24 protein-coding genes, 5 tRNA genes and 1 pseudogene are annotated in these 23,958 nt (G+C 67.0%); 9 read left to right on the forward strand and 21 right to left on the reverse strand.

The features are described from left to right. From tuf to GY937_08370, 7 genes are all read right to left on the reverse strand, one after another. Nucleotides 1-139, reverse strand: a 139-nt coding sequence (gene tuf / locus GY937_08340; protein ID MCP5056721.1) for an elongation factor Tu, incomplete at its 3' end; no start/stop codon positions are given. A 50-nt stretch (nt 140-189) separates the two neighbouring features. Beyond that, nucleotides 190-265, reverse strand: a tRNA-Thr gene (locus tag GY937_08345). A gap of 11 nt (nt 266-276) precedes the next feature. Continuing rightward, nucleotides 277-353, reverse strand: a tRNA-Gly gene (locus GY937_08350). Nucleotides 354-369: 16 nt separating this feature from the next. Then, nucleotides 370-454 (reverse strand) — tRNA-Tyr (locus tag GY937_08355). 254 nt (nt 455-708) lie between these two features. Then, a tRNA-Thr gene (locus GY937_08360) sits at nt 709-785 on the reverse strand. An 83-nt stretch (nt 786-868) separates the two neighbouring features. Beyond that, complete coding sequence (rlmB, locus tag GY937_08365) at nt 869-1,621, reverse strand: 23S rRNA (guanosine(2251)-2'-O)-methyltransferase RlmB (protein MCP5056722.1); 753 nt, start codon at nt 1,619-1,621, stop codon at nt 869-871. 173 nt (nt 1,622-1,794) lie between these two features. Next, nucleotides 1,795-3,198 (reverse strand): DUF4388 domain-containing protein, encoded by a 1,404-nt coding sequence (locus tag GY937_08370; protein MCP5056723.1) that lies wholly within the window; start codon nt 3,196-3,198, stop codon nt 1,795-1,797. Between GY937_08370 and GY937_08375 the strand changes: the two genes are divergently transcribed. Further along, on the forward strand, nt 3,197-3,589 hold the full coding sequence (locus GY937_08375) for a hypothetical protein (GenBank protein MCP5056724.1): 393 nt from the start codon (nt 3,197-3,199) through the stop codon (nt 3,587-3,589). The genes GY937_08370 and GY937_08375 overlap by 2 nt on opposite strands. Nucleotides 3,590-3,706: 117 nt before the next feature. Here GY937_08375 and GY937_08380 read toward each other — a convergent pair. The 5 genes from GY937_08380 to GY937_08400 form a co-directional block, all read right to left on the reverse strand. After that, nucleotides 3,707-3,792: transfer RNA gene (locus GY937_08380), tRNA-Leu, on the reverse strand. 4 nt (nt 3,793-3,796) lie between these two features. Continuing rightward, the gene (locus GY937_08385) at nt 3,797-4,099 is read right to left on the reverse strand and encodes a hypothetical protein (protein MCP5056725.1); all 303 of its coding nucleotides are present in this window, start codon (nt 4,097-4,099) and stop codon (nt 3,797-3,799) included. Between the two features lie 101 nt (nt 4,100-4,200). Continuing rightward, nucleotides 4,201-4,644, reverse strand: a complete 444-nt coding sequence (locus GY937_08390) for an Hsp20/alpha crystallin family protein (GenBank protein MCP5056726.1) — start codon at nt 4,642-4,644, stop codon at nt 4,201-4,203. A gap of 66 nt (nt 4,645-4,710) precedes the next feature. Then, a complete protein-coding gene (locus tag GY937_08395; GenBank protein MCP5056727.1) occupies nt 4,711-6,138 on the reverse strand; it encodes a TrkH family potassium uptake protein in 1,428 nt (475 codons plus the stop codon). 74 nt (nt 6,139-6,212) lie between these two features. Further along, complete coding sequence (locus tag GY937_08400; protein ID MCP5056728.1) at nt 6,213-7,145, reverse strand: TetR/AcrR family transcriptional regulator; 933 nt, start codon at nt 7,143-7,145, stop codon at nt 6,213-6,215. A 232-nt stretch (nt 7,146-7,377) separates the two neighbouring features. Between GY937_08400 and GY937_08405 the strand changes: the two genes are divergently transcribed. From GY937_08405 to GY937_08430, 6 genes are all read left to right on the forward strand, one after another. Further along, nucleotides 7,378-9,063, forward strand: a complete 1,686-nt coding sequence (locus tag GY937_08405) for a tetratricopeptide repeat protein (protein MCP5056729.1) — start codon at nt 7,378-7,380, stop codon at nt 9,061-9,063. Next, the gene (locus tag GY937_08410; GenBank protein MCP5056730.1) at nt 9,060-9,599 is read left to right on the forward strand and encodes a hypothetical protein; all 540 of its coding nucleotides are present in this window, start codon (nt 9,060-9,062) and stop codon (nt 9,597-9,599) included. Before GY937_08405 ends, GY937_08410 begins: the two co-directional genes overlap by 4 nt. Before the next feature lie 23 nt (nt 9,600-9,622). Continuing rightward, nucleotides 9,623-10,192, forward strand: a complete 570-nt coding sequence (locus GY937_08415; protein MCP5056731.1) for a sigma-70 family RNA polymerase sigma factor — start codon at nt 9,623-9,625, stop codon at nt 10,190-10,192. A gap of 2 nt (nt 10,193-10,194) precedes the next feature. Further along, nucleotides 10,195-10,824 carry a hypothetical protein gene (locus tag GY937_08420; protein MCP5056732.1) on the forward strand — a complete coding sequence of 210 codons (630 nt, stop codon included), beginning with the start codon at nt 10,195-10,197 and terminating at the stop codon, nt 10,822-10,824. A 20-nt stretch (nt 10,825-10,844) separates the two neighbouring features. Beyond that, nucleotides 10,845-12,026, forward strand: coding sequence for a S8 family serine peptidase (locus GY937_08425; GenBank protein ID MCP5056733.1), 1,182 nt, complete (start codon nt 10,845-10,847; stop codon nt 12,024-12,026). A gap of 130 nt (nt 12,027-12,156) precedes the next feature. Continuing rightward, nucleotides 12,157-12,570 carry an SRPBCC family protein gene (locus GY937_08430; GenBank protein MCP5056734.1) on the forward strand — a complete coding sequence of 138 codons (414 nt, stop codon included), beginning with the start codon at nt 12,157-12,159 and terminating at the stop codon, nt 12,568-12,570. Between the two features lie 16 nt (nt 12,571-12,586). On the opposite strand, the gene GY937_08435 is transcribed toward GY937_08430, so the two are convergent. From GY937_08435 to GY937_08455, 5 genes and pseudogenes are all read right to left on the reverse strand, one after another. After that, entirely contained in the window at nt 12,587-14,440 is a 1,854-nt protein-coding gene (locus tag GY937_08435) for a hypothetical protein (GenBank protein ID MCP5056735.1), read from the reverse strand. 157 nt (nt 14,441-14,597) lie between these two features. Further along, nucleotides 14,598-15,095, reverse strand: coding sequence for a (2Fe-2S)-binding protein (locus GY937_08440; protein ID MCP5056736.1), 498 nt, complete (start codon nt 15,093-15,095; stop codon nt 14,598-14,600). Then, nucleotides 15,092-15,970 (reverse strand): xanthine dehydrogenase family protein subunit M, encoded by an 879-nt coding sequence (locus GY937_08445; protein ID MCP5056737.1) that lies wholly within the window; start codon nt 15,968-15,970, stop codon nt 15,092-15,094. Before GY937_08445 ends, GY937_08440 begins: the two co-directional genes overlap by 4 nt. 8 nt (nt 15,971-15,978) lie before the next feature. Next, nucleotides 15,979-16,227 carry a MoaD/ThiS family protein gene (locus GY937_08450; protein ID MCP5056738.1) on the reverse strand — a complete coding sequence of 83 codons (249 nt, stop codon included), beginning with the start codon at nt 16,225-16,227 and terminating at the stop codon, nt 15,979-15,981. After that, nucleotides 16,224-18,373 (reverse strand): annotated as a pseudogene (locus tag GY937_08455) (xanthine dehydrogenase family protein molybdopterin-binding subunit). The gene GY937_08450 and the pseudogene GY937_08455 overlap by 4 nt, the downstream one beginning before the upstream one ends. Before the next feature lie 200 nt (nt 18,374-18,573). Between GY937_08455 and GY937_08460 the strand changes: the two are divergent. After that, a complete protein-coding gene (locus GY937_08460; GenBank protein MCP5056739.1) occupies nt 18,574-19,929 on the forward strand; it encodes a CCA tRNA nucleotidyltransferase in 1,356 nt (451 codons plus the stop codon). 9 nt (nt 19,930-19,938) lie between these two features. Here GY937_08460 and GY937_08465 read toward each other — a convergent pair whose 3' ends face one another. The 3 genes from GY937_08465 to GY937_08475 are packed head-to-tail and all read right to left on the reverse strand — an operon-like array spanning nt 19,939 to nt 21,559. Beyond that, entirely contained in the window at nt 19,939-21,000 is a 1,062-nt protein-coding gene (locus GY937_08465; GenBank protein MCP5056740.1) for an aminoglycoside phosphotransferase family protein, read from the reverse strand. Beyond that, nucleotides 20,997-21,308 carry a hypothetical protein gene (locus GY937_08470; protein MCP5056741.1) on the reverse strand — a complete coding sequence of 104 codons (312 nt, stop codon included), beginning with the start codon at nt 21,306-21,308 and terminating at the stop codon, nt 20,997-20,999. The genes GY937_08465 and GY937_08470 overlap by 4 nt, the downstream gene beginning before the upstream one ends. A 38-nt stretch (nt 21,309-21,346) precedes the next feature. Next, nucleotides 21,347-21,559, reverse strand: coding sequence for a PEP-CTERM sorting domain-containing protein (locus GY937_08475; GenBank protein MCP5056742.1), 213 nt, complete (start codon nt 21,557-21,559; stop codon nt 21,347-21,349). Nucleotides 21,560-21,641: 82 nt separating this feature from the next. Between GY937_08475 and GY937_08480 the strand changes: the two genes are divergently transcribed. Beyond that, nucleotides 21,642-22,523 (forward strand): aldo/keto reductase, encoded by an 882-nt coding sequence (locus tag GY937_08480; GenBank protein MCP5056743.1) that lies wholly within the window; start codon nt 21,642-21,644, stop codon nt 22,521-22,523. Nucleotides 22,524-22,623: 100 nt separating this feature from the next. Here the strand turns inward: GY937_08480 and GY937_08485 are convergent, their stop codons facing one another. Then, nucleotides 22,624-23,913 carry a dicarboxylate/amino acid:cation symporter gene (locus GY937_08485; GenBank protein MCP5056744.1) on the reverse strand — a complete coding sequence of 430 codons (1,290 nt, stop codon included), beginning with the start codon at nt 23,911-23,913 and terminating at the stop codon, nt 22,624-22,626. Between the last annotated feature and the right edge of the window lie 45 nt (nt 23,914-23,958).

A 23,958-nucleotide genomic window follows, 5' to 3' on the forward strand; every position in this document is an offset into this window, starting at 1 on the left:
ACGCCACCGGCTCGGCAAGACCCTTATGCGCTTGTCGCGCCGTGATCGCCGCCGTCAGCGTCGTCTTCCCATGGTCCACATGCCCGATCGTCCCCACGTTGACGTGGGGCTTGTTGCGTTCGAACTTCTCCTTGGCCATCGACTCTTCTCGACTCCTGTGTTGAACCGTGTTGGTTGGGTGCGGGTGGCTGGAGCTCACGACCGGACTTGAACCGGTGACCTCGTCCTTACCAAGGACGTGCTCTACCAACTGAGCTACGTGAGCGGTTGAATTGTTGGAGCGGGAAACGGGATTCGAACCCGCGACCCCGAGCTTGGAAGGCTCGTGCTCTAGCCAGCTGAGCTATTCCCGCCTGGGAACTACTGAGATGGTGGAGAGGGGAGGATTCGAACCTCCGAAGTCATAGACAGCAGATTTACAGTCTGCCCCGTTTGGCCGCTTCGGTACCTCTCCACGCCTCTCGAGGACGCGCCTCGATCGAATTGTTGCCCCCGCCATGTGTTAGTGAATCAAAACGCACGAGAGCGTAAGACCTACCATCGCTCGCCTCGCCGATTTGCGCGGCTCTTGTGCTGCGCAACCTCCGACGAGGGACCGTGGCGAGATCGAACGCTGTCGTTCTCGTTGATCAATGTGTTGTGCGGCCGAAATTGCGCCGCCCCTCTAAGCCCTGAACCCGGCCTCGAACGGTCTCATGCTGCGCACCCTGGAGCTGGCGGAGGGACTTGAACCCACGACCTGCGGATTACAAATCCGCTGCTCTAGCCAACTGAGCTACGCCAGCCTGAGGCCGACCGAGCCGGGATGATAGACACAGCCTCACCGACCCGCAACGCGCAAACGACTCCATTCCGGGGACTTACGAGGCTAGTCGCTAGCGAACCCGAACGCCTTGGCAGCCCCGGCCCGTCGGACCCCCTCGAAGAGCAGAACTGCGGCGGCCGTCGAGACATTCAGGGATTCGACCTTGCCGAGCATGGGAATTCCCACCCGGAAATCCACCGCATCGCGCACACCCTGCCGGAGGCCCCGGTCCTCCGCTCCAAGCACGTAGACGAGCGGGCCCTCCCAGCTACGGGCGTCCATCTCATAGAGAGAGGCACCGTCCGCATCGGCGCCGATCGACCAGTAGCCATGCTCGCGCAGCGCCTCGAGTGCCCGCTTGAGGTTGGGAACACGCCCCACGGGGAGATGTTCGATCGCGCCGGCACTCGCCCGGGAGACCGCCGGGGTCAGGGCTGGCGCGTGGCGGCGCGTCAGAAGCAGGCCGGAGCAGCCACACGCCTCGGCCACCCGGGCCACGGCGCCGACATTGTGCGGATCCTCGACCCCGTCGAGTGCGACCAACCACGGGCTCTCCGCGCGGGCCTCGGCGAGCAACGGCTCCAGATCGTGCTCGGGAAGCGCCCCGGCCTCGAGCCGAACGCCCTGGCTCTCGTCCCGGCCACCGCCCTGCGAACGCAGGTCGGCCACGGGGAGCTTCCGCTCCTCGGCAAGCCGTCGGATTTCTGCCAGTTCGCGCCGCTCCTCACGCCCGGGCTTGAGCTCGAGCCGCCGGAGTTCCCTCCGACCTGCCCGCAGAGCCTCCAACACGGAATGGACCCCGGTCAGCCACTCCATCTTGAGGACATTCCTTGCGAGCTTGCGTCTTGGGCGCGGTGGGGGCGATTAGGCTTCATCCAGGGGGGCAACATCGCAGGCAACCCTCCTCTCCGCATCCTTCGGCTGGAGCCAACACCGCAAACGATTGAGGTTGCAGGTGTTTTGACTCGAACCGGATGCTCCGGGAGTCCCTACGAAAGCGCCTCTCGGCGATGGGCCCGCAGGGATTCGAGGACCTGATCCGGGTCTTCCACTCTCGGGTGTTTCTTCACCTCGAACTCCAGGTAGGCAACCAACTCCCCGAGCGCGCCCATCAGCTGCTCCTCCCGGTTTCCAGGCAGTTTGAGTGCACGCCCGACCAGGACGTCCGCGTCCAGCCCGCCATTCGAAGTCAGGCTCACGCCGGTAAGCAGTGCCGGAAAACGGCCCGTCGCGTCGTCGAGCACCCGGTCGAGCCGATCCACGACCGCGGCTTCATCGCCTTCACTCTCCACGAGCACGCCCACCAGCTCGGCGATCAGCTTCGCAAGGGAACCGACCCGCGCGCGCAACGCTTCCTGATCGACACCTTCCGGGCCATACTCCCCGAGCAGGCCGCTGGTCTCCGGCAGCCGCATCAGCTGTACGGCACCGACCAGACGAAGCAGCTGAATACTCCGAGCGGCTGAGGCGGGATCGAAATCCAACACCCGGCACACCTCGTCGAACGAGCGGCCGACGCCGATGGCATCGGCCAAGGCCCGCTCGTTCCCGCCGAGATCCGATCGGAAGCTCTCGACCCGGGCCAGGCCCACGCGAGGATCTCGCAGCACGGTCAAGAACTTGGTCAGTTCGTCGTTTCGCTGAAGACCCTCGTCCACGAGCCGCGCCGTCTCGAGTGCCAGGCGAACCACATTGTCAGGCTCGACCTCGCCCTCCCAGAACCAGACGGTGCCGCTGGCGTAGGCGAAGAGCGAGCGGACGACTTCTGCGACCTGATACTTCACCCCATTCCAGAGCTCACGGGGAGAGAGCAGACTGCACTCGACCAGGACCTTGCCGAAGCGGTCCCCGGCATCGGCGGGCCGAAACCGCCGCTCGGCTTCGCGCAGCTGCCCCAGATCGATCACGCCCGCGCGGAGCAGGCACTCGCCGAGGCGATCCACCCGCTGATTCGAGGAGGCGAAGATCACTTCGCCGCGGTCGAAGTACACGATCTTGCGGTGGTCCCGATATCGGAAGCGCAGCAGGCCGGAGCGTTCTGCGACGTGAATCGATCGGAGCACGGATGCGAGCGGAAAGGTCTCGATTTCCGCTCGAAGGACCGGCGCCGAACGGGGCAGGCCTTCCTCGTCATCGAGCCCCCGTGCCAAGGTGACCGTCGTCGGCCCGACCTCCAGCAGACCGAGGCGATCTCCCTCAGGCAGACCCAGCCGCTCGATCAGCGCATCTCCCAGCGTTCCCAGATCTCCGGCCACAAGCGTCCCCCACGTCGGCCGGTTCGGCCGCGACGCTTTTCCATCGACCGCGGGCGGCTTTCCCTTGAGGATGGGCCGCCAGTCGGGGCTCAAGTTGCCGGTCGGTGAGGGCGAAGCGAGAGGAGGGGGAAACATCATGACGGACTCGTTCGACCGATCCCGCCGGCATCGCCGCGTAACGGTGCACGTCCCGGTACACATCACGACCATCGATCCGGAAACGGATCCGCGCACCGGGCATTCCTACTTCCGCGATACGCGAGAGTATGTGGCGAACGTGTCCCGCGGCGGTGCGTTCATCCGCACGGATGATCCGCCCTCCCCGGGCCAGCGCGTCCTCGTCCAGATCCATGTGCCCGACGAAGCGCCGGTCGAGACGATCGGTCGAATCGCCTGGTCGAAGCGTGTGATCGCGCCCGCCGGTGAGACCGAGGACGACGAAGCCGGGGCTGGCATCGAGTTCATCGCCGAGTCGAACAGGCTCAAGGAAATCACCGACGCCCTCGACCTGCCCTCAGAGGAACGCTAGCCGAGCAAGTCAACAGCGGGGACGGGGTTTACAATTGACTTTTCGGAGGGGGCTCCGCCCCCTCCGAAAAGTCAATTGTAAACCCCGTCCCCGCTGTTGACTTGCTCGCTTGGAGGTTGGTGCCCGGAGCAGGACTCGAACCTGCACGGCCAATGGCCAGACGATTTTAAGTCGTCCGCGTCTACCCGTTCCGCCATCCGGGCGCCGTCAGCCGGCGATCTCGATCCGCTCCCGCACGCCATCCTGCGCCAGCAACTCCTCGAGGGTGTCGCGGTCGAGAAGGGTCGTGCGCTGGTAGCCCCACTCGGGAGACTCGATCTCCAGCCGATAGATTTCGCGCGGCCGCTCGAAGATCTGGCGAATGCGCACCGTGTGCTCACCGCCCTGGATCTCGGCCATGAGCGAGAGGAGAATTCTCTCGACGCGCCGCGCCGAGCGCACTGCAGGATGCAGGTGCTGCTCAAAAGCGCGATTGCGGCTCGGAATTCGGAAGCGGCCCGGCTGAGTCATCCACAAGAGGATGCCCCTCAGGCTCGCCGTGTTCAAGCACGATCCGACGGCGGCCCGAAACATCGGGCCGCCGGGAGCAAACCAGCGGGGATCGCTGCTGCTCAGTGCACGGCGACGGGAATCTGACGCGGCTTGCGACGCTCGATCTTGGGGACGCGGACGCAGAGGACGCCATCCTTGAACGTCGCTTCGATCTTCTCGACGTCGACCTCCTCGCGGAAGACGACGGCGCGGGCAAACTTGCCGCTGCGGCGCTCGGCACGGACCAGCCGCCTTTCGGAGGCCTCGCCTTCTGAAGCCTCGCCTCCGGAAATTTCGGGTACGGAGCGCTCACCCCGAATCGTGAGCGTGCCTTCGTTGAAGGCCACGTCCACCTCTCCCTGCTTCACGCCGGGGAGATCGGCCAGGATCTCGTATCGATCGGCGTGCTCCAACATATCGATCGCAGGTGTGAAGAACTCGCTGGGGGCCGCGCTCTGCAGCGCTCCATCGAGCTCACTGAACCAACGATCGAATCTCGTGGGAAGGGAAACGGTTCGCATCATGCTTCCTCCTTGTGGAGGATGTCTATGCACCTACGCGAAGCTGTCAAACCCGAAATAGCGTCCCCGCTACCTGCGCCAGAACGCGGGAGAGAAGATCACCATCAGCGTGAAGATCTCGAGCCGTCCGGCAACCATCAAAAGGCAGAGGCTTAGCTTCACATAGGCAGGGAGATGCGCGAAGTTGCCGGCGGGCCCCACCGCGCCGAAACCCGGCCCGACATTCGAGACCGCGGTGAGCGAAGTGGACACGGCCGTCATCACGTCGTAGCCCGCGGAGCCGACGACCAGGGAGCCCAGGAACGTCAGCAACAAGTAGGCGATGAAGAACACGCCCACGCCGGCGATCACATCGTCGGCGATCGCCCGATCATTGAAGCGCACGGTGTGAACCGCATGGGGGTGGATGATCCGTCGCAGCGCGACCTGGAACGAGCGCAAGCCGAGCACGACACGCATCAACTTCAACCCACCCGACGTCGACCCGGCCATGCCGCCGAGCGCCAGGAGCGGAACGAGCAGCAGTTGTGGGAGCGCGGGCCACAATTCGTAGTCGGCGGTGCCGTAGCCGGTGGTCGTCAACAACGAGACCACCTGGAAGGCCGCATCCCGGAGTGGTGCAGTTTCCCCCGCGGAAGCCAGCCCCACCGCCACGACGCCGATCCACGCGGCCGCAGTCGCCACATAGAAGCGCAACTCCGAATCCCGGAAGACCTGCCGGAAGCGCCCCATCAGCAGCTGATGGTGGAGCACGGAGTTTATTCCGGCGGCAAACATGAAGAAGACGACCAGCCACTGAATGAGCGGCGAGAACGCGCCGAGAGAGGCCGACCTGGTCGAGAAACCGCCGGTGGAAAGCGTCGTCAGGGCATGACAGAGCGCATCGAAGGGCCCCATCCCCGCAGCCCACAGGGCCAGGAAGGCGACCCCGGTAAGACCCACGTAGATCAGCCAGAGCCGACGCGCGGTATTGGCGACCCGGGGCGTGAGCTTGTCGGTGATCGGGCCGGGAACCTCCGCCTTGAACATCTGCATGCCGCCAATGCCGAGCAGCGGGAGGATGGCGACCGCGAATACGATGATGCCCATGCCGCCGATCCACTGACTGAGCGAGCGCCACAGATGAAGGGCCCGCGGAGCGCTCTCCAGATCGGTCATCACGGTGGAGCCTGTGGTCGTGAAACCTGCGGAGGATTCGAAGAGCGCGTCGACCGGGCCGAGCACGCCCGACAACATGTAGGGGAGCGCGCCGAAAGTCGAAGCGACCAACCAGCCTCCTGCCACGACCAGGAAGGCATCGCGATTGCGCATGCGCCGATTGGGTGCCCGTGCGGAGATCGCCAGAGGCAGGCCGAGCACCGCTGCGGTGATCGCGCTCAGCAGATAGGGCGAGAAGGGTTCACCCGCTGCCAGAGCCGCGAGCGTTGGAATGCCGAGCAGCCCGGCCAGCCCTACCAGTAGCCAGCCCAGGATCTCCAGATCCAGGAGCAGGTTCACTGTCCCCCCTTTCGAGCGGGACTAGCTTCACGCCCTCAGGCGCAGCTCGCAATGGCGGGCGTCTGGGTTCGAGATCAGTCGGCCGGCGGTAGACAAGTCTCCAAGAGAGCCGAGGCGAAGACCCGAAGCTCCCGATCGAGTGCCTCATCGCTCACGCCAGGCCGCGCCGATGCGGGCAGAGCGGCCAAGGACGGTAGACAGGCCAACGCGAATGCCGCCGGGGCAAAGCGAGCCGGATCGCTCAGGGAAGAGGAGCGGAGAAGAAGCGCCCGGAGTTCGGCGAGCCGGTGAGCGGCCGCCAAGGCGTTGACGGGGGACGAATTCGAGTCCTGTTGCCACAGCGGCGCCAGCTCCTCCACGAGGGGATGCTCGCTCGCGGGCGCCTTGAGCGCGCGGTTCCAGGCCTCGCCAACGTGCTGGACCAGGCTCGCCAATGTCACATCCGGTTGCGGATTCACCGCCGCCTGGAACGTCACCGCTTGCGTAGCCGCCATCAGCACCCACAACGCGGCGCCCACATCATCGCGACGCAGTCCGGGCCAATGCTTGACCGCCAGCTGCTGAAGGGCCGTCGGGAAAACCGATTGAGCCTCGAGGACCCGGGCCAGCGCCGATTGGCCATACAGCTCACCGCACTCGCTCTCAAGGGTGCGATGCACGTGCGCGTCCGTCCACCGGCTCTGCAGGAGGAATTCCACGAGGGCTCCAAGCGCCTGGCCAAGCGGCTCGCCCGCCCCCTTGGCCAGGCAATCCCCGACCAGCTCGTCCTCGACAGCGAGGCTCTGATCGATCAGTGTCCGGACCACCGATTCCTTGTCCGCGAAATACTGGTAGAGCGAGCCCACGCTGTAGCCCGCGATCTGCGCGATTCGATTCGTCGAGGCCGCGTCATAGCCGTCCCGACGGAGGACACGATCGGCCGCCTCGAGAATCGATTTGACGGTTTGCCGCGAGCGAGCCTGAATCGGCTTCTTGCGGAGATGCCTACGGGACGGAGATGTGGCCAACACAGCGTACTCCTGCGCGAGTTTGACCCTAAGGGCCGTTGACCGTTGGTGATCGCGACTCGCATTTGGGTTCCCCAGAGCGGAGAAAAACTGGAACCCTAGCGGGCCCGACGGGCCACTCACCGGGTACACGGCGACCTGTCGAACAGGTCCCCCGGGGGAACATCTTCTACCCCGTTCAAATTCTGGACCCTTCTGGTGTTAGGGTTCTTCCCGAGGCCATTTCCGGAACATGAGCCAACCCTGGAACGAGATGCAGGTTGCGGTTGAACCGCAGGGCCCGAGACGATCGCCGCGCCATCTCTGTGCGCCGCTGATCGTGCTGGCGCTCGTCTCGGCGGCGGCCGAGGCGGTTGCGGCCGATCGCGAGCGTCTGTTGGCCCGGGTGGCCGAAGGACGATGCGGAGCCGCCCTGCCCGATCTGCGGTCCATGCCGCTCGCGGCGGACCTCGAGTTGTGGTGGGCCCGGGCTCTCTGTGAGAACGCCGAAGGCAACCCCGGCGCTGCCCTGGAGGCCGTCCGAGCCGCCGCAGCCCTCGGAGTCGCAGGTCCGGAGCTCGCTCTCCAGGAGGGCATCGCTCAATTCCAGCTCGGCGATCTCGCAGCCGCCGATGCGGCTCTCGCCGTCGCGGCCGCGGGCGACGCCTCCCCACCCGAGCGTCTGCTCTACCAGGGACTGGTCGCCCTGGGCCTCCGGCGTCCCGAAGAAGCGACGCACGCCTTCGACGCCGCCCGGCAGCTCGACCCGGTCCATGTGGAGCCCGTGGCTTCCTTCTATGCGGGCCGGGCGCGGGCCGAGATGGGGCAAGAGGGGGAGGCCCGGGCCGCCCTGGAGCGAGTCCAGAGAGAATGGCCCGGCACCTCATGGGCTGAACAGGCCACGCGGACCCTGGAGGCTCTCGACGAGGAGCAACCCGGCCCCTGGCTCCTGCTCGAGCTTGGCGGCGAGTACGACGACAACGCGGTGTTGCGCGGCGCGGGCGTGCGGTTGCCCGAAGAGATCCAAGGACAGCAGGACACCCGCTTCAGCTGGCGAGCGCAGACCGGCGCCAATCTGTGGAACGAGGGCCCGTGGGCGCTAGGGGCCATGCTCGATGTCAGCGGCCAGGTCCATGACGACCTGAGCGAGTTCGACCACACGGAACCCCTGCTCAGTCTCTGGCTCGATCGTTCACTGGGCGTGGACACGCTGGCGCGAATCGAGCTGACCACGAGCTACGCGTGGGTCGATGGTGATCCCTTCCGATCGGCTCAAGCGGCGGCCTTCACCCTGCACCACGCCTGGAACGAGCGCTCTGCCACTTCCGTCCGGCTCGGCCTGCACCGGGACGACTACCGGTTCTCGGATGACGACGTTCCGGACGGCCCGGGCCGTCCGGGTGCTGCGTGCCTCGACCCGGGCGACATCGTCTGCTCGCCCCCAGGGCTCGACGAGAGCCGAGCCCGGAACCGGGACGGTCAAGGCAGCTGGATCGGTGCGTTGCAGGAGTTCCAGCTCAGCGAGCGCCTCAACGCCTGGGCCGGTTACCGGTTCCACCACTACTCAGCCCGCGGCCAGGAGTACTCCTTCAATTCCCACGACTGGGAGCTCGGCATGCGCGTGGCCTTGCCCGCCCGCTTCGATCTCGAGGCATCGGGCCGCTATCTGATTCGCGACTACCGCCACCCCAGCACCTTCCCCGAACCGGATGCCTTGATCGCCGGGCTCCAGTACGGCCTTTCCTCCAGTGACCACCACGAGCGCATGTTGCAGACCCGCCTCGTGCTGGGTCGCGCACTCGGCCGCCGCCCGAGGGTCGAGGCGCGTTGGATCCACGAGCGGGTCCGCTCCAACGTATCCGTGTTCGACTATCGTCGCGATCAGTTCGGGGGCTTCGTGATCCTCGCCCTGGGAAGCGTCGAAGGAGGCGCCTCATGAAACGACGAGTTCCCTTCCCTCTGGGAATCGCAATCCTCGGGATCGCATTCCTCGGCCTGAGCCTGCCCGGGGCCGTGAGCGCCGTGGGGCTCACGCCCGCGGGGCCCTGCGCAAGATCGGATGCCCTGAGCCTCAGCATCGGTGCTGGAGAGCCCGAAAATTCGGCGGATGTAGCGCGCATGAAGGGTGGATCCTCTCAGGTCGCTCGTACGAGTCAGACTTTGGCGACAACCGGAGGTTCCAGCACGCCGGCCCAGGCCGTAGGACCCGCGCGGCATCGCTTCGCCCCGACCTCGGTCGGCGCGGGCCTTCCTCCCAACACCGCGGGTCTCGGCCCTCCGAGCACGGCCCGCACCTCCCATCCGGGTGCCTGCGGCAGTGCGGGCAGTATCTGCGGGGGCCGGGTCGCACCCAACCCGCAGGCGGTCGTCAGTACACGAACGACACCCCGAAGCCGCCCGCGGCGCCTGCCTCCGATCGTCGTGGACCCCAGTGTGGGTACCGGCTGCGGCCCTCCCGGGTTCGGTTGCCCGTAGTCCGAAATGCAAAGGCACATCCTGTGAACGACGATCGACATGACCGGATTCTGCTCGCCAAGACTGCGGCGCAAGACGAGGCGGCGTATCGCGACCTGTTCGAGCGTTACTACCCCCGCGTGTTTGCGTTCGTGAATCGGCGGTTGGGCAGCCCGGAGCTCGCCGAGGAGGCCGTTGCGGATACGTTCTTCGAAGTCTGGCGAGGTGCCACCGGTTTTCAGGCGAAATCCCGCGTGTCCACATGGATCCTTGGCATCGCAACCTTCAAGTGCCGGGAGACCTACCGCTCCCAGGGGCGGCTGAAGCGCTCAGCCGTGGTCTCGACACCGATCGAGCATCTGGAGACGGTCGCCGGAGAAATGGATCCGGAGGCGCGTCTCGTCGCCCGCGACGAACTGCGTTGGGCGAAGTACCGGATCGAGGAGCTTCCGGAAGACCAGCGCAAGGTCGTCGAGCTCTCGATCGTCGAAGGCCGCAGCACCGACGAAGTCGCCCGGCGCCTGCGGGTCTCCGGCGGCACGGTGAAATCTCGCCTCTCTCGCGCACGCAAGCATCTGCGCGCACAAACCCATTCGAACGGAAAGGAGGGCTGACGATGGCCATGTCTCGTACCGCCTCGTGCCCCGCCGAGGTCCTCGACTGGATCGCCTGGTATGCGGAACCCGAACTCCCGAGCAACGTACGCGGGGTGATCGATCGCCACGCGGCCGAATGCCTGGCCTGTCGCGAAGAGCTCTCCTGGATCCAGGACGAGACGGATCTCGCGGGCGGTGACGCTCCCGATGCCGAACGCTTCTTCAGCCAGGTGCTGCAGCGCGTGAAGAAACAGGTGGATGTCTCCCGACCCGCACCGCGACGCCCCCATCGCCAAGGGAGCAATCTTCTGGCTGCGGCCGCCGCGGCGTTGATCCTGGTCGGCGGCGCCTGGCTCGGCCTCTCGCGCGCGGTGCCCGAACCGCTCTTCACCGCAGCCGCTCCCGCGCTGAGCGTGGAAACGCTGCCCACGGTCGAGGTGATCTTCCGGGACGAGACGTCCTGGGCGGAGATTCGCGAAACCCTCGCGCGGCTGGATCTCAGCGTTGTCGCCACCCCTGCAAACACCTCGGGAAGACTGCGACTGGCGGTCGCCAATGGGGCGATTGGGGCGGACGCAGAGCTGGATGACGCCCTCTCCGCCCTGCGCGCGAGCGGCCTCACCCGCTTCGCCGAACGCGCGCTTCGCTAGCGGGCACCCCCACCTACCCGATGCGCTTCCTCTCTACGCTGCTCTGCTCGCTGAGCCTGCTCCTCCCCCTCACGACGTGGGCGGAAGAAGGCGAGGAGGCGTGCGCTCCGCTTCCGGAATCGGCGCCGCGGATCAGCAAAGCGCTCGATGAACCGGTCGGAGCCGAAGGGGCGACGGTCTTGTTGGTCCTGCCCCGCACAGCACTCGACGGCCTGGACGATCCTTCGTCGATTTTTGCCGAAGGCGTAACGATCGTCGATTCGTTCTGGAGCCCCATTCTCTGCGCGTCGATTTCGAGGGTGCGCGGGCCGGCCGGGCTACGCGCCGGCTCGCTCGTCCCGGGTCTGCCGGAAGGTGGCACGGTCACGCCGGACGACACCTACTCGACCAGCGCGGCAATCGCCGAAGACGCCCTGAGCGGACCTGACCCCTACCGGCCCCTGCAGTACGCCCTGGACGACCTCGACCTCGATGAAGCGCGCACCATCAGCGCCGGCGCCGGCGCCCGCATCGCCGTCCTCGACTCCGCCCCGGAAACCGACCACCCGGATCTCGCGCGGGTGGAAATCGTCACCCAGATCGTACCCAACGGCCCTGCCCACCATGGCACGATGGTCGCCGGCATCTTGAGCGCCAAGCCCGACAACCGTTTCGGAATCGCCGGCATCGCGCCCGAGGCCGACATCCTGGCGATCCCGGTTTGCATCGCGGGCCCACCGAACCGCAGCGATGCCTGCGCGCTCTTCGACGTGGTTCGCGGCCTCGACGCCGCCTGGGAACGCCGCGCCCACATCGTGAACCTCTCGCTGGCCGGGCCCACGAACCCGCTACTGCAAGCCGCGACCGATCGGCTCGACAGTCTGGGGGTATCGCTCGTCGCGGCGGTGGGAAACGATTCGAGCGAGGAAGCGCTCTATCCGGCGGCCTACACCAGCGTGATCGGCGTGGGGGCCACCGGCCGCGAAGGGGCGCCCTACCCGGAAGGCAACCGCGGCCCGGGCCTCGACTCACCGCACCCGGCGTCGACATCGTCTCCACCGCTCCGGGCGGCGGGTTCGCCTTCGCAAACGGAACGAGCATGGCCACCGTCCATGTGTCGGGCGTTCTCGCACTGCTCGCATCAGCCACAGGCGATCTCCAGGAAGCGCGCCGAACCCTTCTGCTGGAAGCCCATCGCCATCCGAAGGCCAGCAGCCAGGTAGGCGTCCTGCCATCGGTCTGTGATCTGCTCGAAAAACTCGAGCACCCCTGCCGCTCCTCCACGCCCTGAGCGATCCCACGGACTCACGGGACGGCCCGTGCGATAGACTCGTCGCCCCGAAGGAGGAACCCATGGGCAGCGCCAGCGTGAAGAAGAACCTCGATGTTTCAGCCGACGCCCTATGGAAAGTCGTCGAGGATTTCGGCGACACCAGCTGGATGCCCGAGGGCACGCAGGTCGAACTCATCGGCGCGGGCTCCGGAATGGCCCGGCTGATTGGCCCCCCCGGCCAACAGATCCGCGAGCAACTCGAATCCGTCGACGAAGCCAGCCGCACGCTCGTCTACACCATTCCCGAGAACGTCCCGTTCCCGGTGACCAACTACCGGGCCACGGTGCAGGTGCGAGAGGCGGGCGCGGGCAGTGAGCTGAGCTGGGCCTCCGAATTCGAACCCGAGGCTGGCGCCGAAGAGACGGCCCCCGCTGCGATCGAGGGGATGTATGCCGTGATGATCGGGTGGATCGGCGAGAGAGCCACCCGCTAGCGGCGAACCACCTCCATTATTTCCTGTACCGCCAGACGTGTCGGGTGCGGTCCTCCGAGAACCCCGGAAGGACGGCCACCTTCTCGAAGTGCTCCGCATCCTCGACGATCTGCATCAGGTCTTCGTGGCGCTTCCATGCCATGCCCAGGCGGCCGAGGTTCACGTACAACTCGTCGCCCGTTTCCTGGGCTTCCTGCATGTGTTGGAGCAGGGCTTCGGTGGTGCGGACTTCTTGTACCTGGGGGTCGTAGTAGGACGGACCGGAGGTCCAGCCCAGGGTGGTGATGCGTTGGTTCTCTTGCGCCAGGGGATCGCGGATCGGCCGAGTGAGCTCCACGGAATCCCGAAGCGGGAAATACGGACGCGTCCATTGGGTGTGATGCACGGGCCAGGCGAGTGCGAACGCAAGGCCCAGGAACAGGACCGCCAGGATCCTGCCCGCCCACGGCTTGCGGAGAGCCTGGCCGACCCCGTCCAGCCCGAGCGCCACCAGCATGGCGGCGGCTGGAAGGGCGAAGGAGAGGTACCAGACGTAGAGGTGATCGGCGTGCAGGTAGGACTGGAACCAGGTGAGCGGTGCCGCCAAGAGCAGGACAGCCGCGACGCCCGCGCGCAGGCCCCCTGCTCGTGCCAGGCGGAACGCTCCGAAGAAGAGTGCGGACACGGACAGGAAGATGACCGAGCCGAGGAGTGCGCCGGGCGCTCCCCCGAGGCGGGGATAGAAGAAGGCCGCCTCCGGATTCGGTCTTCCCCATTCGACACCCGCCAGCAGGAAGCAACCCACCTCGCGCAGGAAGCGTATGCCGAGATCGGAGTGTCCCCTCCTCGTCTCTGCGTATTCCAGGAACTGCACGATGTTCGGGGTCATCATCAGCCCGAAGAAGAGTGCCCCCGCGGAGCCGACGAAGACGAGCCGCGTGAGTTGGGAGCGCAACTCCGGCGTGCCGCGATCCCGCGCCCACAGGAAGCCCACGACGACGGCGTTCAGCACGACCGCGTGATACAGCGTGGCCGGGTAGGTCCAGAGCAACAGGAGTTGGCCGACACCGAACGCGATCCAGCGGCGCCAGGTGCCCCGGCGACACACGGCGATGGCGAGCAGCAGCGTGACCGAAACCAGGCACATGGCCAGGGAATAGCCCCGCGCCTCGGACAGGTAGCGGATGTGCCATGGATGGAGGGCGAGGATCCAGGCGGCCATCACTCCGGCCCCGGCGAAGCCGAGCCGCCACAGAAGCCAGGCGACGGCGGCGATCGATCCCGCACCAGCCAACATCGCGGGAATGCGAAGTGCGGTTTCCGAAACGAAACGCACCGGCGGATCCGTGACGGCGGCCCAGACACTTACCGAGGCGCGGGCCAGCAGGCTGTGGACGACGTGGTTGTTGGGCTTGCGGTAGTACCAGAAGGTGTCCCGCAGCTTGACCTCTTTCGCTTCGAGCTGACCATCGCGGGGGTCTTCGACATAGCCACCCCAGATCGAGCGTCGAACGTTGTAGAGCTCGTCATCCCAGAGGCTGTCATCCATGCGCGGTACACCGGCGGCGATTCCGGTGAGAACGGCCAGGAGCACGGCGCCGATCACCCATTTCGAGGGCCGGGGCGGCGGGGCCAGATCGAGACGCTCCGGTGCCGCCAACCGATCGAACCAGAGATGCACGGTCGCGAGCAGCGCCGCAGTGACGACGGCCACACCGGCCGCGACCCAGTAGCCGTAGGCGATCCAGAGATCGATGGGACGGATCGGCTTCCCGTTCGGGCGTCGATCGACCGCGCCCTCTTCCCATGGGTGGTCGCCGAAGATCAGGTGCAGCACCAGCACGAGCAGGACCGCGCCCAGGGCAATGCGCATGGGACGGGCAACCTTCATGGGCGCGCAGGCTACCGGGGTGAGGCCCATTCCGCATTTCCGATCCGGAAGCGGGGACGTTCTTTCCGCAGTTTCCGTTGTTCGCTTTCCTGCTCTGCGGGAAAGCGAACAACGGATACTGCGGAAAGAACGTCCCCGCTTCTGGATCGGGTTGCCTCTACGCGGGTGCACCCGCTTCGGGTGGATTCCTGATCTCCGCTGCTGCATCGAGGATCGCTCGAATGATCTTGTCGTAACCCGTGCAACGGCAAAGGTTTCCGGCCAACCAGAAGCGCACCTCGCGCTCGCTCGGATCCGGCTCCCGCTCTAGCAAGGCCTTGGCCGCCACCACGATCCCCGGCGTACACACGCCGCATTGGAGGCCCGCGTGCTCGAGCAGCTTCTGCTGAATGGGGTGGAGGCCTTCGGGCCCTGCCACACCCTCCACCGTCCCGACCGAGCGGCCCTGGACCTCGGCCGCGAGGGTGAGGCAGGAGCAGACCAGCCGACCGTCCAGCGTGACCGAACACGCACCGCAATCTCCGGTGCCGCAGCCCTCCTTCGTACCTGTGAGTTCCAGCTCGTCCCGCAGCACATCGAGCAGGGTCTGATGGGGCTCACACAGGAAATCCGTCTCGTCGCCATTCAGACGGGTGGTGATGTGCATGCGAGTCATGAGGGCTCTCCTGCGGCGCGGCGTGCCGCGATGCCAATGGCGCGTTTCAACAGCACGCCCACCACGTGGGTGCGATAGGCCGCGGGAGCGCGGACGTCATCGATCGGCCGGCAAACCGCTCGGACCGCAGCGACCGCCGCCTCCAATGCAGCCTCGCCGAGATCGCTTCCCACCAGGGCCTCGGCGGCCTCCTCCACGCGGAGCGCGGTGGGCGCCACCGCGCCGATGGCAACCCGGGCATTGCGGCAGCGCCCATCTTCGCCCAGCTCGAGCTGAGCCGCCGCACCCGCAACGGCGATATCCATCTCGGTTCGGGGAATGAAACGCAGGTAGGCATCCGCCGTCCGGGCAGGCGGGCGCGGGACGCGAAGTTCTACGAGGAGTTCGCCGGGGGCGAGCACCGTTTCGCCGGGGCCGGTGCAGAACCGTTCGACCGGTACCTCCCGCGTTCCGGCCGGGCCCGCAATGAGGCAGGTCGCATCGGCGGCGATCAGCACAGGCACGCTATCGGCCGCAGGCGAGCCGTTGCAAAGGTTCCCGCCCAGGCTGGCTCGGCCCTGGACCTGCTCGGAGCCGATCAGCTCAGCCGCCTCGACCAGGCCCGGAAACAACGCACGCACCTCGGGCCGCTCGCGCAGTTCGGCGGTGGAAAGGGCTGCACCCAGGCGCAAGTGCTCGGTTCCGAGCTCGCAGATCATCAGGGCAGGGATGCGCTTCACATCGACGATCAGCCTCGGGCTGCACCGGCCCATCCGCATCTGCACGATCAGATCCGTGCCGCCTGCCAACACCCGGCCCTCGGGCCCTGCATCGGCCAGCAGGGCCACGGCGGCTTCGACATTCTCCGGAGCGGCATAGGCCGCACTCGCACTCAAGGGAACTCCTAGCCGCCCGCGATCGCGGGAAGAAAATGCAGCTCGCCGCCGGCCGGCACCGGCTCGAGCCAGGGATCCTGGATGAGCTCGCCATCGATGGCCACGGCGAAATCCTGCCCAAGCTGCTCGCGGAAACCGGGGAAGCGCTCGTCGAGGGCACCGACCACGGCGCGGACACTGCCCGCCGGCACATGGACGTGCAGTTCGCCCTCACAAAGCGCACGAAGGGAAGCCGGTATCTCCACGAGACAACTCATGAATTCCCGCCGCGGCCTTCTTGGAGCGCCGCCAGCAGGCGCGGCGGCGAGATCGGAAGGCTCGTCATGCGCAGCCCCACCGCCTGGCGAATCGCATTCGCGACGGCGGCCAGGGGCGCCACGATGGGCGTTTCTCCAACCCCGCGCACGCCGTAGGGGTGGTTCGGATTCGGCACCTCGACCAACACGGTCTCGATCATCGGAAGGTCGGAGGCCACCGGCACCCGGTAGTCGAGGAAACCCGGATTCTCGAGCACGCCCTGGGCATCGAAGACGAACTCCTCGTTCAGCGCCCATCCAATACCCTGGGCCGCCCCACCCTGCATCTGACCTTCGACATAGCTCGGGTGGATGGCGCGGCCGGCGTCTTGAACCGCGGTGTAGCGGAGCACGTCCACCCGCCCCGTCTCGGGATCGACTTCGACATCGCAGAGATGGGTGGCGAAGCTGGGCCCGGCGCCGCGGGCCGTGAGCTGGGCCTGCCCGTTGATCGGCCCTCCCGTCCTGCCCGCCTGGCGAGCCACCTGGGCCACCGTGAGAGGCTCGTCCGAGAGGCCCGAGCCCTCCGCCGGAACGCAGCGGCCATCGACGAAATCCACCTGCTCCGGATCACATTCCCACATCTTCGCGGCCCGCTTTCGCAGCTCACGCACCACCTGACGACAGGCCTCGATGACGGCCTGGCCGGTCGCGAAGGTGACACGGCTGCCGCCGGTCAGATCCGTGAAGCCCACGGAATCGGTATCCGCAACGACCGGGCGCACGTGGTAGACATCGATCCCCAGCTCTTCGGCGGCCATGATCGCCAGCGAAGCGCGCGAGCCGCCGATGTCCGGATTCCCGGTCGCGACCACTGCGGTGCCATCTTCGTTCAAGTGCACCTCGGCGCTCGAATTCAAACCGGCGTTGAACCAGAAACCGACCGAGACACCACGACCCTGGTTGGGGCCGAGCGGGGCCCGGTAGTGGGGGCAATCGCGTGCGGCTTCGAGCGTTTCGATCAGGCCGACCCGCTTGAACTTCGGCCCGTAGGGTGTCTTGGTCCCCTCTTTGGCCGCGCAACCCAGGCGCAAATCGATCGGATCGATCTCGAGCTTCTCCGCCAACTCGTCGAGGGCTCTCTCGATGGCGAAGGCCGCCTGGGGAGCGCCGGGTGCCCGATAGGCCGCCGTGCGCGGCTTGTTGCATACGACGTCGAGGGATTCGATCGCGTAGTTGGGGATATCGTAGGGCGCGAGCACGGTCATCGCGGCCGCGCCGGCCGGGGAACCGGGGAAACCGCCGGCCTCGAAACACATGCGCACGCGCGCCGCCGTGAGCGTTCCGTCTCGGAGGGCACCCAGCTCGATCTCCGCATGCGTGGCGGCGCCGGGGCCGGTTGCGCGGAAGACCTCCTCCCGGTTCATCACCATCTTCACGGGCCGCCCCGCCTTGCGCGCGAGCAGGATTGCCAGGGGCTCCTGGTACACGGTCGTCTTGCCGCCGAAGCCTCCGCCGATTTCACTGGGGATGACCTTGAGCTGGGACACATCCAGGCCGAGCAGCGCAGCGCAGCGCAGTAGGCCCGCACCATGAAGGCGCCCTGGGTGCAGCACCAGAGGACCGATTGCCCGTCCGCGCCGGTGTGGGCCAACGCCGCATGGGGCTCGATGTAGCCCTGGTGGACGGTCTGGGTGCGGTAGCTGCGTCGCACCACCACGTCCGCGTCGGCCAGGCCGGCGGCGACGTCGCCGCGATCGTATTCGGTGATGGCCGCGACGTTCGTCGGCCCCTGGTCCTCGCCACCGCGGGTCTTCAGGTCTTCGTGGAGGATCGCTGCGCCGGGCGCCATCGCGTCGTCCAGATCGAGCACGACCGGGAGCGGCTCGTACTCCACCTCGATAGCGCGGAGGGCCCGCTCGGCCAGGGCCTCGCTGGTGGCAGCGACCGCTGCGACCGCGTGGCCGTGGTAGAGCACCTTTTCCCGAGCCAGCACGTTGCGAGAGAGATGCGCCAGATTCGTCGGGCCGGGGCCCGGCTCGACCTCGGGCAAATCCGCTGAGGTGGCGACGGCCTTCACCCCCTCCATCGCCATGGCTGCGCGGGGTTCGATACGAACGATGCGCGCGTGAGCGTGGGGGCTCCGCAGGACCCGCCCCCACAGCATGCCAGGTAGCGAAAAATCCGCGCCGAACTGGGCGCGGCCCGTCACCTTGTCCACACCGTCGTGCCGAATCGGCCGGGTGCCCACCCAGCGGAACTTGCGCTCGCCGTTCTCCTCGCCCACGCCTCACCTCCGGGCGGGAGCGTACCCCAAGCCAGCCGCTGCTACGTACCGCAAGCCAGCCGCTGCTAGCTTCCTCCTCGGTGGAACTGCATCTTTCCAATCCGGCGGTTCGACAGACCATGCACATCCTCTGCGAGGAGGTGGCCGAAGCCGGCGGCCGGGCTCTGGCGGTGGGCGGCTGCGTCCGCGATAGCGCCCTAGGCCGGGCGGCCCAGGATGTCGACGTCGAAGTCTTCGGCCTCTCCCCGCAGCGGTTGCGCGAAGTGTTGGCTCGCCGCCTATCCGCCGTGGAGGTGGGCCGGGCCTTTCCGATCTTCCACCTCCGCGGGCTGGCGATCGACATCGCGGTCCCCAGGCGGCCGGGCGAGCGAGACCAATGGGATCCGGACGCGACACCGGAAACGGCTGCACTGCGACGAGATTTCACCCTGAATGCGATTGCCGTCGATCCGCGAACCGGCGAGGTCATCGATCCGCTGGGAGGCTTGGAGGATTTGAAGGCCCGGCGACTGCGCCACACTTCGGTCCGTTTCGACGATGACCCGCTGCGGGTGCTTCGCGCGATGCGGCTGGCCGCCCGCTTCCAACTCGAGGTCGCTCCGGAAACCACCCTGCGATGCCGGCGACTCGACCCGAAGGGGCTGCCTCGCGAGCGGATCTTCGGCGAGTGGCGGAGGCTCGTGCTCGAGGGGGTGGAGATCTCCCGGGGCCTGCAATTCTTGCGCGATTGCGGCTGGACCCGCAGCGTGCCGGAACTCGAAGCGTTGATCGACGTGCCCCAGGATCCGACCTGGCATCCGGAAGGTTGTGTCTGGACGCATACCCTCCACTGCATGGATGTCTTCGCGGCGGAGCGCAGCGGGAACGAACGGGATGACCTGATCGTCGGCCTGGCGGTGTTATGCCACGATCTCGGCAAGCCCCAGACCACCCGCCGCGAGGGAGATCGGGTGCGCGCGATCCGGCACGAGCAAGCAGGCGAAGCGCCGACCCGAAGCCTGCTCGCCCGCTGGACCCACGAGGCCGCGCTGGTCGAGGAAGTCGTCCCCTTGGTTCTCGCCCACCTGACACCGGTTCAGCTCTTTCAGGCGAAGGCGGGGGATGCGGCGGTGCGGCGGCTCGCGCAGCGAGCGGGCCGCATCGACCGGTTGGTCCGCGTGGCCTCGGCGGACCAGAAGGGGCGCCCTCCCCTGGCCGTCGTTCCCTTCGAGGCTGGGGAGTGGCTGCTCGGCCGCGCCGCCGCGCTCGACGTCTGCCACGCGCCCCCCGAAGCCGTCGTCCTTGGACGTCACCTGATCGAGCTGGGGCTCTCGCCGGGGCCGGATTTCGGGCCGGTGCTCGCCGCGTGCTATGGGGCCCAGCTCGACGGGAGCTTCGCCAGCCCGGCCGAAGGCCTGGTCTGGGCACGGAAGGAGATCGAGCGGCGCGGCCTCTGAAGTGTGGGTTCAGGCCCCAGCGGCCCGAACCAGCGCGGCCTCCATCGCCTGGTGTTGGCTCTCCATGGACGCCAGCAGGCGCAGATGGACACGGGTGCGCCGCAGATTGTGCGCGGGATCGCGAATGCGGAAGTAGCGATCGCCATCCAGGAAATCCGTGAGGAAGCGGACCGCGAGTTCGTACGTCATGACCTGGGGCCCGACGGCCAGGCTGGCCCGCTCGGCGGGGGTCATCAGGGCGCCGGCCGTCTCGAACCATCCATCGGCGAGGGCACCGAACACGTCGATGCGCAGGCTCACCTTGGCCAGATCCGCCTCGTCCTCGAGCGCAGCGTTGCCTGCCGAGCGCACCAGATCTCCGAAATCCCACGCCAGCAGACCGGACATCACCGTGTCGAGATCGACCACGGCGACCGCTCGGCCCGTGGCCCGATCGAAGAGCACGTTGTTGGCCTTGGTATCGCCGTGGATCACCCGCTCGGGGAGGGCTCCCTGGGCGAGCGCTCGCGCCAATGGCGCGCGGCTTCGCAGCCCCTCGATCTCGGGGCCGACCTCGGTCACCCGGCCCACCCGATCCTCCGCGATCGCGGTTTCCAGCGTTTCGAGCCGTGCAGCGGTGTCGTGGAAATCCGGCAGGGTCGCGTGGAGCGGCGGACCTGGTAGATCCGCCAGTCCCGAGACGAAGGCGCCGAACGCTCGGCCGATTTCCCGGGCGACCGTGACGTTCTCGACGAGATCGAAGCTCTCGGTGTTCCGCACCCGCTCCCAGGCGCGCCAGACCTCACCCTCGGGCGTGCGCAGGAGCACCTTGCCTTCCTGCGTTGCCAGGAGCTCCGGAACCCATGCAGAGACGCCTCCATGCCGGGCCACGCGCTGCATGTTCTCCATCAACGCTTCCGGGCCCTTGAAGACTTCCGTATTGAGCCGTTGCAACACGATGGCGCGAGGGCCGTCGTCGGTTTCTACGTCGACCCCGAAGGTGGCATGGATGTGGCCGTTGCCGAGTGGTGCGCACATCTGCACCCGGCCGGGGACGAAGGCCGCGGCCACCGCTTCGAGCGCGTCGCTCAACTCGGCAGCCAGACGGCGGCAGCTCCGGCACCCAGCACCGAGAGGCCCCACATGAGAGCGAGCCCCGCAACGAAGCCGCGGCGGCCCGTTCGCCAGAAGCGAACGCCTTCTCGAACGCTGGCCACGATCAGGATCGCGAGGGCTGCGAGCGCAAACGGGTTCCGATTGGCCAGGGCGAGCATCAGCACGGCAGCCCCATTGGTGGCCACGATCGCCACCACGACGATCAGGATCGGGCGCAGCGCTGGATCCGTGACCCAGTTACGTAGCCACTCGTCCAGGCTGGTCGGTTCGTGCTCCTCCTCCACAGGCGCGAACGTATCGCACCGTCAGAAAGACGCAGGACTCAGCGTCGGCGGCGCATCGCTCCTACGACCAGCACGGCTCCGAGTGCGAACGCGGCGGCGGCCGTCGGCTCGGGCACGGCCGGCAGAGGCTTGGGGCGGACGACCACTGGCTTCACCGTTTTGATCGGGACTTGTTTCACGACCTGCGCCACGGCAACGTGGCTGAGCAGGATGACGAGGAGGGGAAGGATGCGGTACAGGATCCACTTCATGGAGGTCTCCAGGGCAACGGGTTCTGAGGGAACTCGACCACAGCTATCCTGAAGTCTTGGGATTTTTTCCCTCGGAGAAGCCATGCCCATTTCGACCCTGCCCTTCGGCCGTACGGGCCACGAGAGCACCCGCATCCTGTTCGGGGCCGCCGCGCTCGCCGCGATGCGCCAGGAAAAAGCCGATGCCGTCCTGGAGCAGCTCCTCGAGGCGGGGATCAACCACATCGATACCGCCGCTTCCTACGGCGAGGCCGAGCTGCGCATCGGCCCCTGGATGCGCGAGCACCGGGAGCGCTTCTTCCTTGCCACCAAGACGGGCGACCGGGGGAAGACCGCTGCCCGCGAGAGCCTCCACCGTTCGCTCGAACGCATGCGGGTGGATGCGGTCGATCTGATCCAGCTACACAATCTGGTGACCGACGACGATTGGACGACCGCACTCGGCCCGGACGGAGCGCTGGAAGCCCTGGTGGAAGCGCGGGACGAGGGTCTGGTCCGCTTCATCGGCGTGACAGGCCATGGCACCCGCGTGGCCGCGATGCACCTGCGCAGCCTCGACCGGTTCTCGTTCGATTCCGTCCTGTTCCCGTACAACTACACGATGATGGCGCAGCCGGACTACGCCGCGGATGTCGAAGCGCTTATCTCCCGCTGCGAAGAGGAGAACGTCGCACTCCAGACGATCAAATCCGTGGCGCGCCGCCGCTGGAACGGTGACGAGACACGCCGCTTCAGCTGGTACGAGCCGCTCCTCGACCCGGAGCCCGTACGCCGAGCCGTCCACTACGTACTGGCCCGGGAGGGTCTCTTCCTGAACACCTCCAGCGACGCCCGACTCCTCGCAACGACCCTCGCCGCCGCCGCCGAGGAACCCATCGCCCCGCCGAGTGAAGAACTCGAAGCCGACATCACCCGCTACCAGATCCAGCCCCTCTTCACCCCCGGCGCCCACGACTCCATCTAACGCGACAGCGGGGACGGGGTTTACAATTGACTTGTTGCAAGGGGGCAAAGCCCCCTTGCAACAAGTCAATTGTAAACCCCGTCCCCGCTGTTGCGTTCAGTTAGTTGCCGGCTTCGGGGTCGGCGTAGATCGCCGCGTCGAGCTGGCCTTCGCCCTTGGCGACGATGCAGGTGACGGCGGCGTCGCCCGTGATGTTGACGGCAGTGCGGACCATGTCGAGGAGACGGTCGATACCGATGATCAAGCCGATGCCTTCGACGGGTAGACCGACCTGGCGGAGCACCATGGCGAGCATGACCAGGCCCACGCCGGGAACGCCGGCGGTGCCGATCGAAGCCAGGGTCGCCGTGACCACGACCATCAGGTAGCCGCCGGGGCCAATATCGATGCCGTAGGCCTGGGAAATGAAGACCGTCGCTACGCCCTGCATGATGGCCGTGCCGTCCATGTTGATCGTGGCACCGAGCGGGACCGTGAACGAGGCGACCCGGTTGTCGACACCGAGGCGGCGCTCGGCGGTGCGGAGCGTCACCGGCAGGGTGGCGCCGGAACTCGCCGTACTGAAGGCCACGACCTGGGGCGAGCGCATCTTGCGGAAGAACATCCTGGGATCGAGCCGCCCGAGCACGGTGAGGAGTGCGGGATACACGCCGAGGCCGTGCAGGAGCAGAACACCGAGCACGACGAAGAAGTATTTGAGCAACGGCTGAAAGGCTTCGAATCCCTGCTCGGCGAAGACCTTGGCGATCAGACAGAACACGCCGATCGGTGCGATGCGCATCAGCAACCCGACCAGCCGCATGACGACGGCGTTGGCATCTTCGAAGAAGCGGAGCATGCGCGCTCCCGCCTCCCCGGCCATCGTCATGGCCAGGCCAAAGAGCACGGCGAAGACGATGATCTGGAGCATGTTGCCCTCGGCCATCGCGTGAATCGGATTGGTCGGGAAGATCTGGATCAGCGTGTCGGCGAGCGACGGCGCGGCACGCCCCTGGAACTCCACGTCGGTCGGAAGGTCGAAGCCGGCCCCGGGCTGGATCAGGATCGCTCCGGTGATCGCGAGGGTGATCGCCACCGCGGTGGTGAAGAGGTAGAGCAGCAACGTGCGACCACCGAGCCGACCGAGGCGGGAGATGTCGTCCAAGGCCGCGGTTCCACACACCAACGAAACGAGAACCAGCGGCACCACCAGCAGCTTCAGACTCGCAAGAAAAACGGCGCCGCCGACGTGCAACAGGCCCTGCACCACGAACTGGGAGGCGTATCCCGCATCGGACAGGCCGAACGCATTCAAGGCCAGCCCCACCACCAGACCTGCGCCCATTCCGACCAGGATCCTGCGGGTCAGCCCACTCGCTCCGATATCATCCTGCGGCTCCGCGCTCGCCATGGCACCCCCTCGTGGGCTCAGGATAGGGGACGCATCGCGGCGGTC

The sequence above is a fragment of the bacterium genome, assembly GCA_024228115.1.
GTDB lineage: Bacteria > Myxococcota_A > UBA9160 > UBA9160 > UBA6930.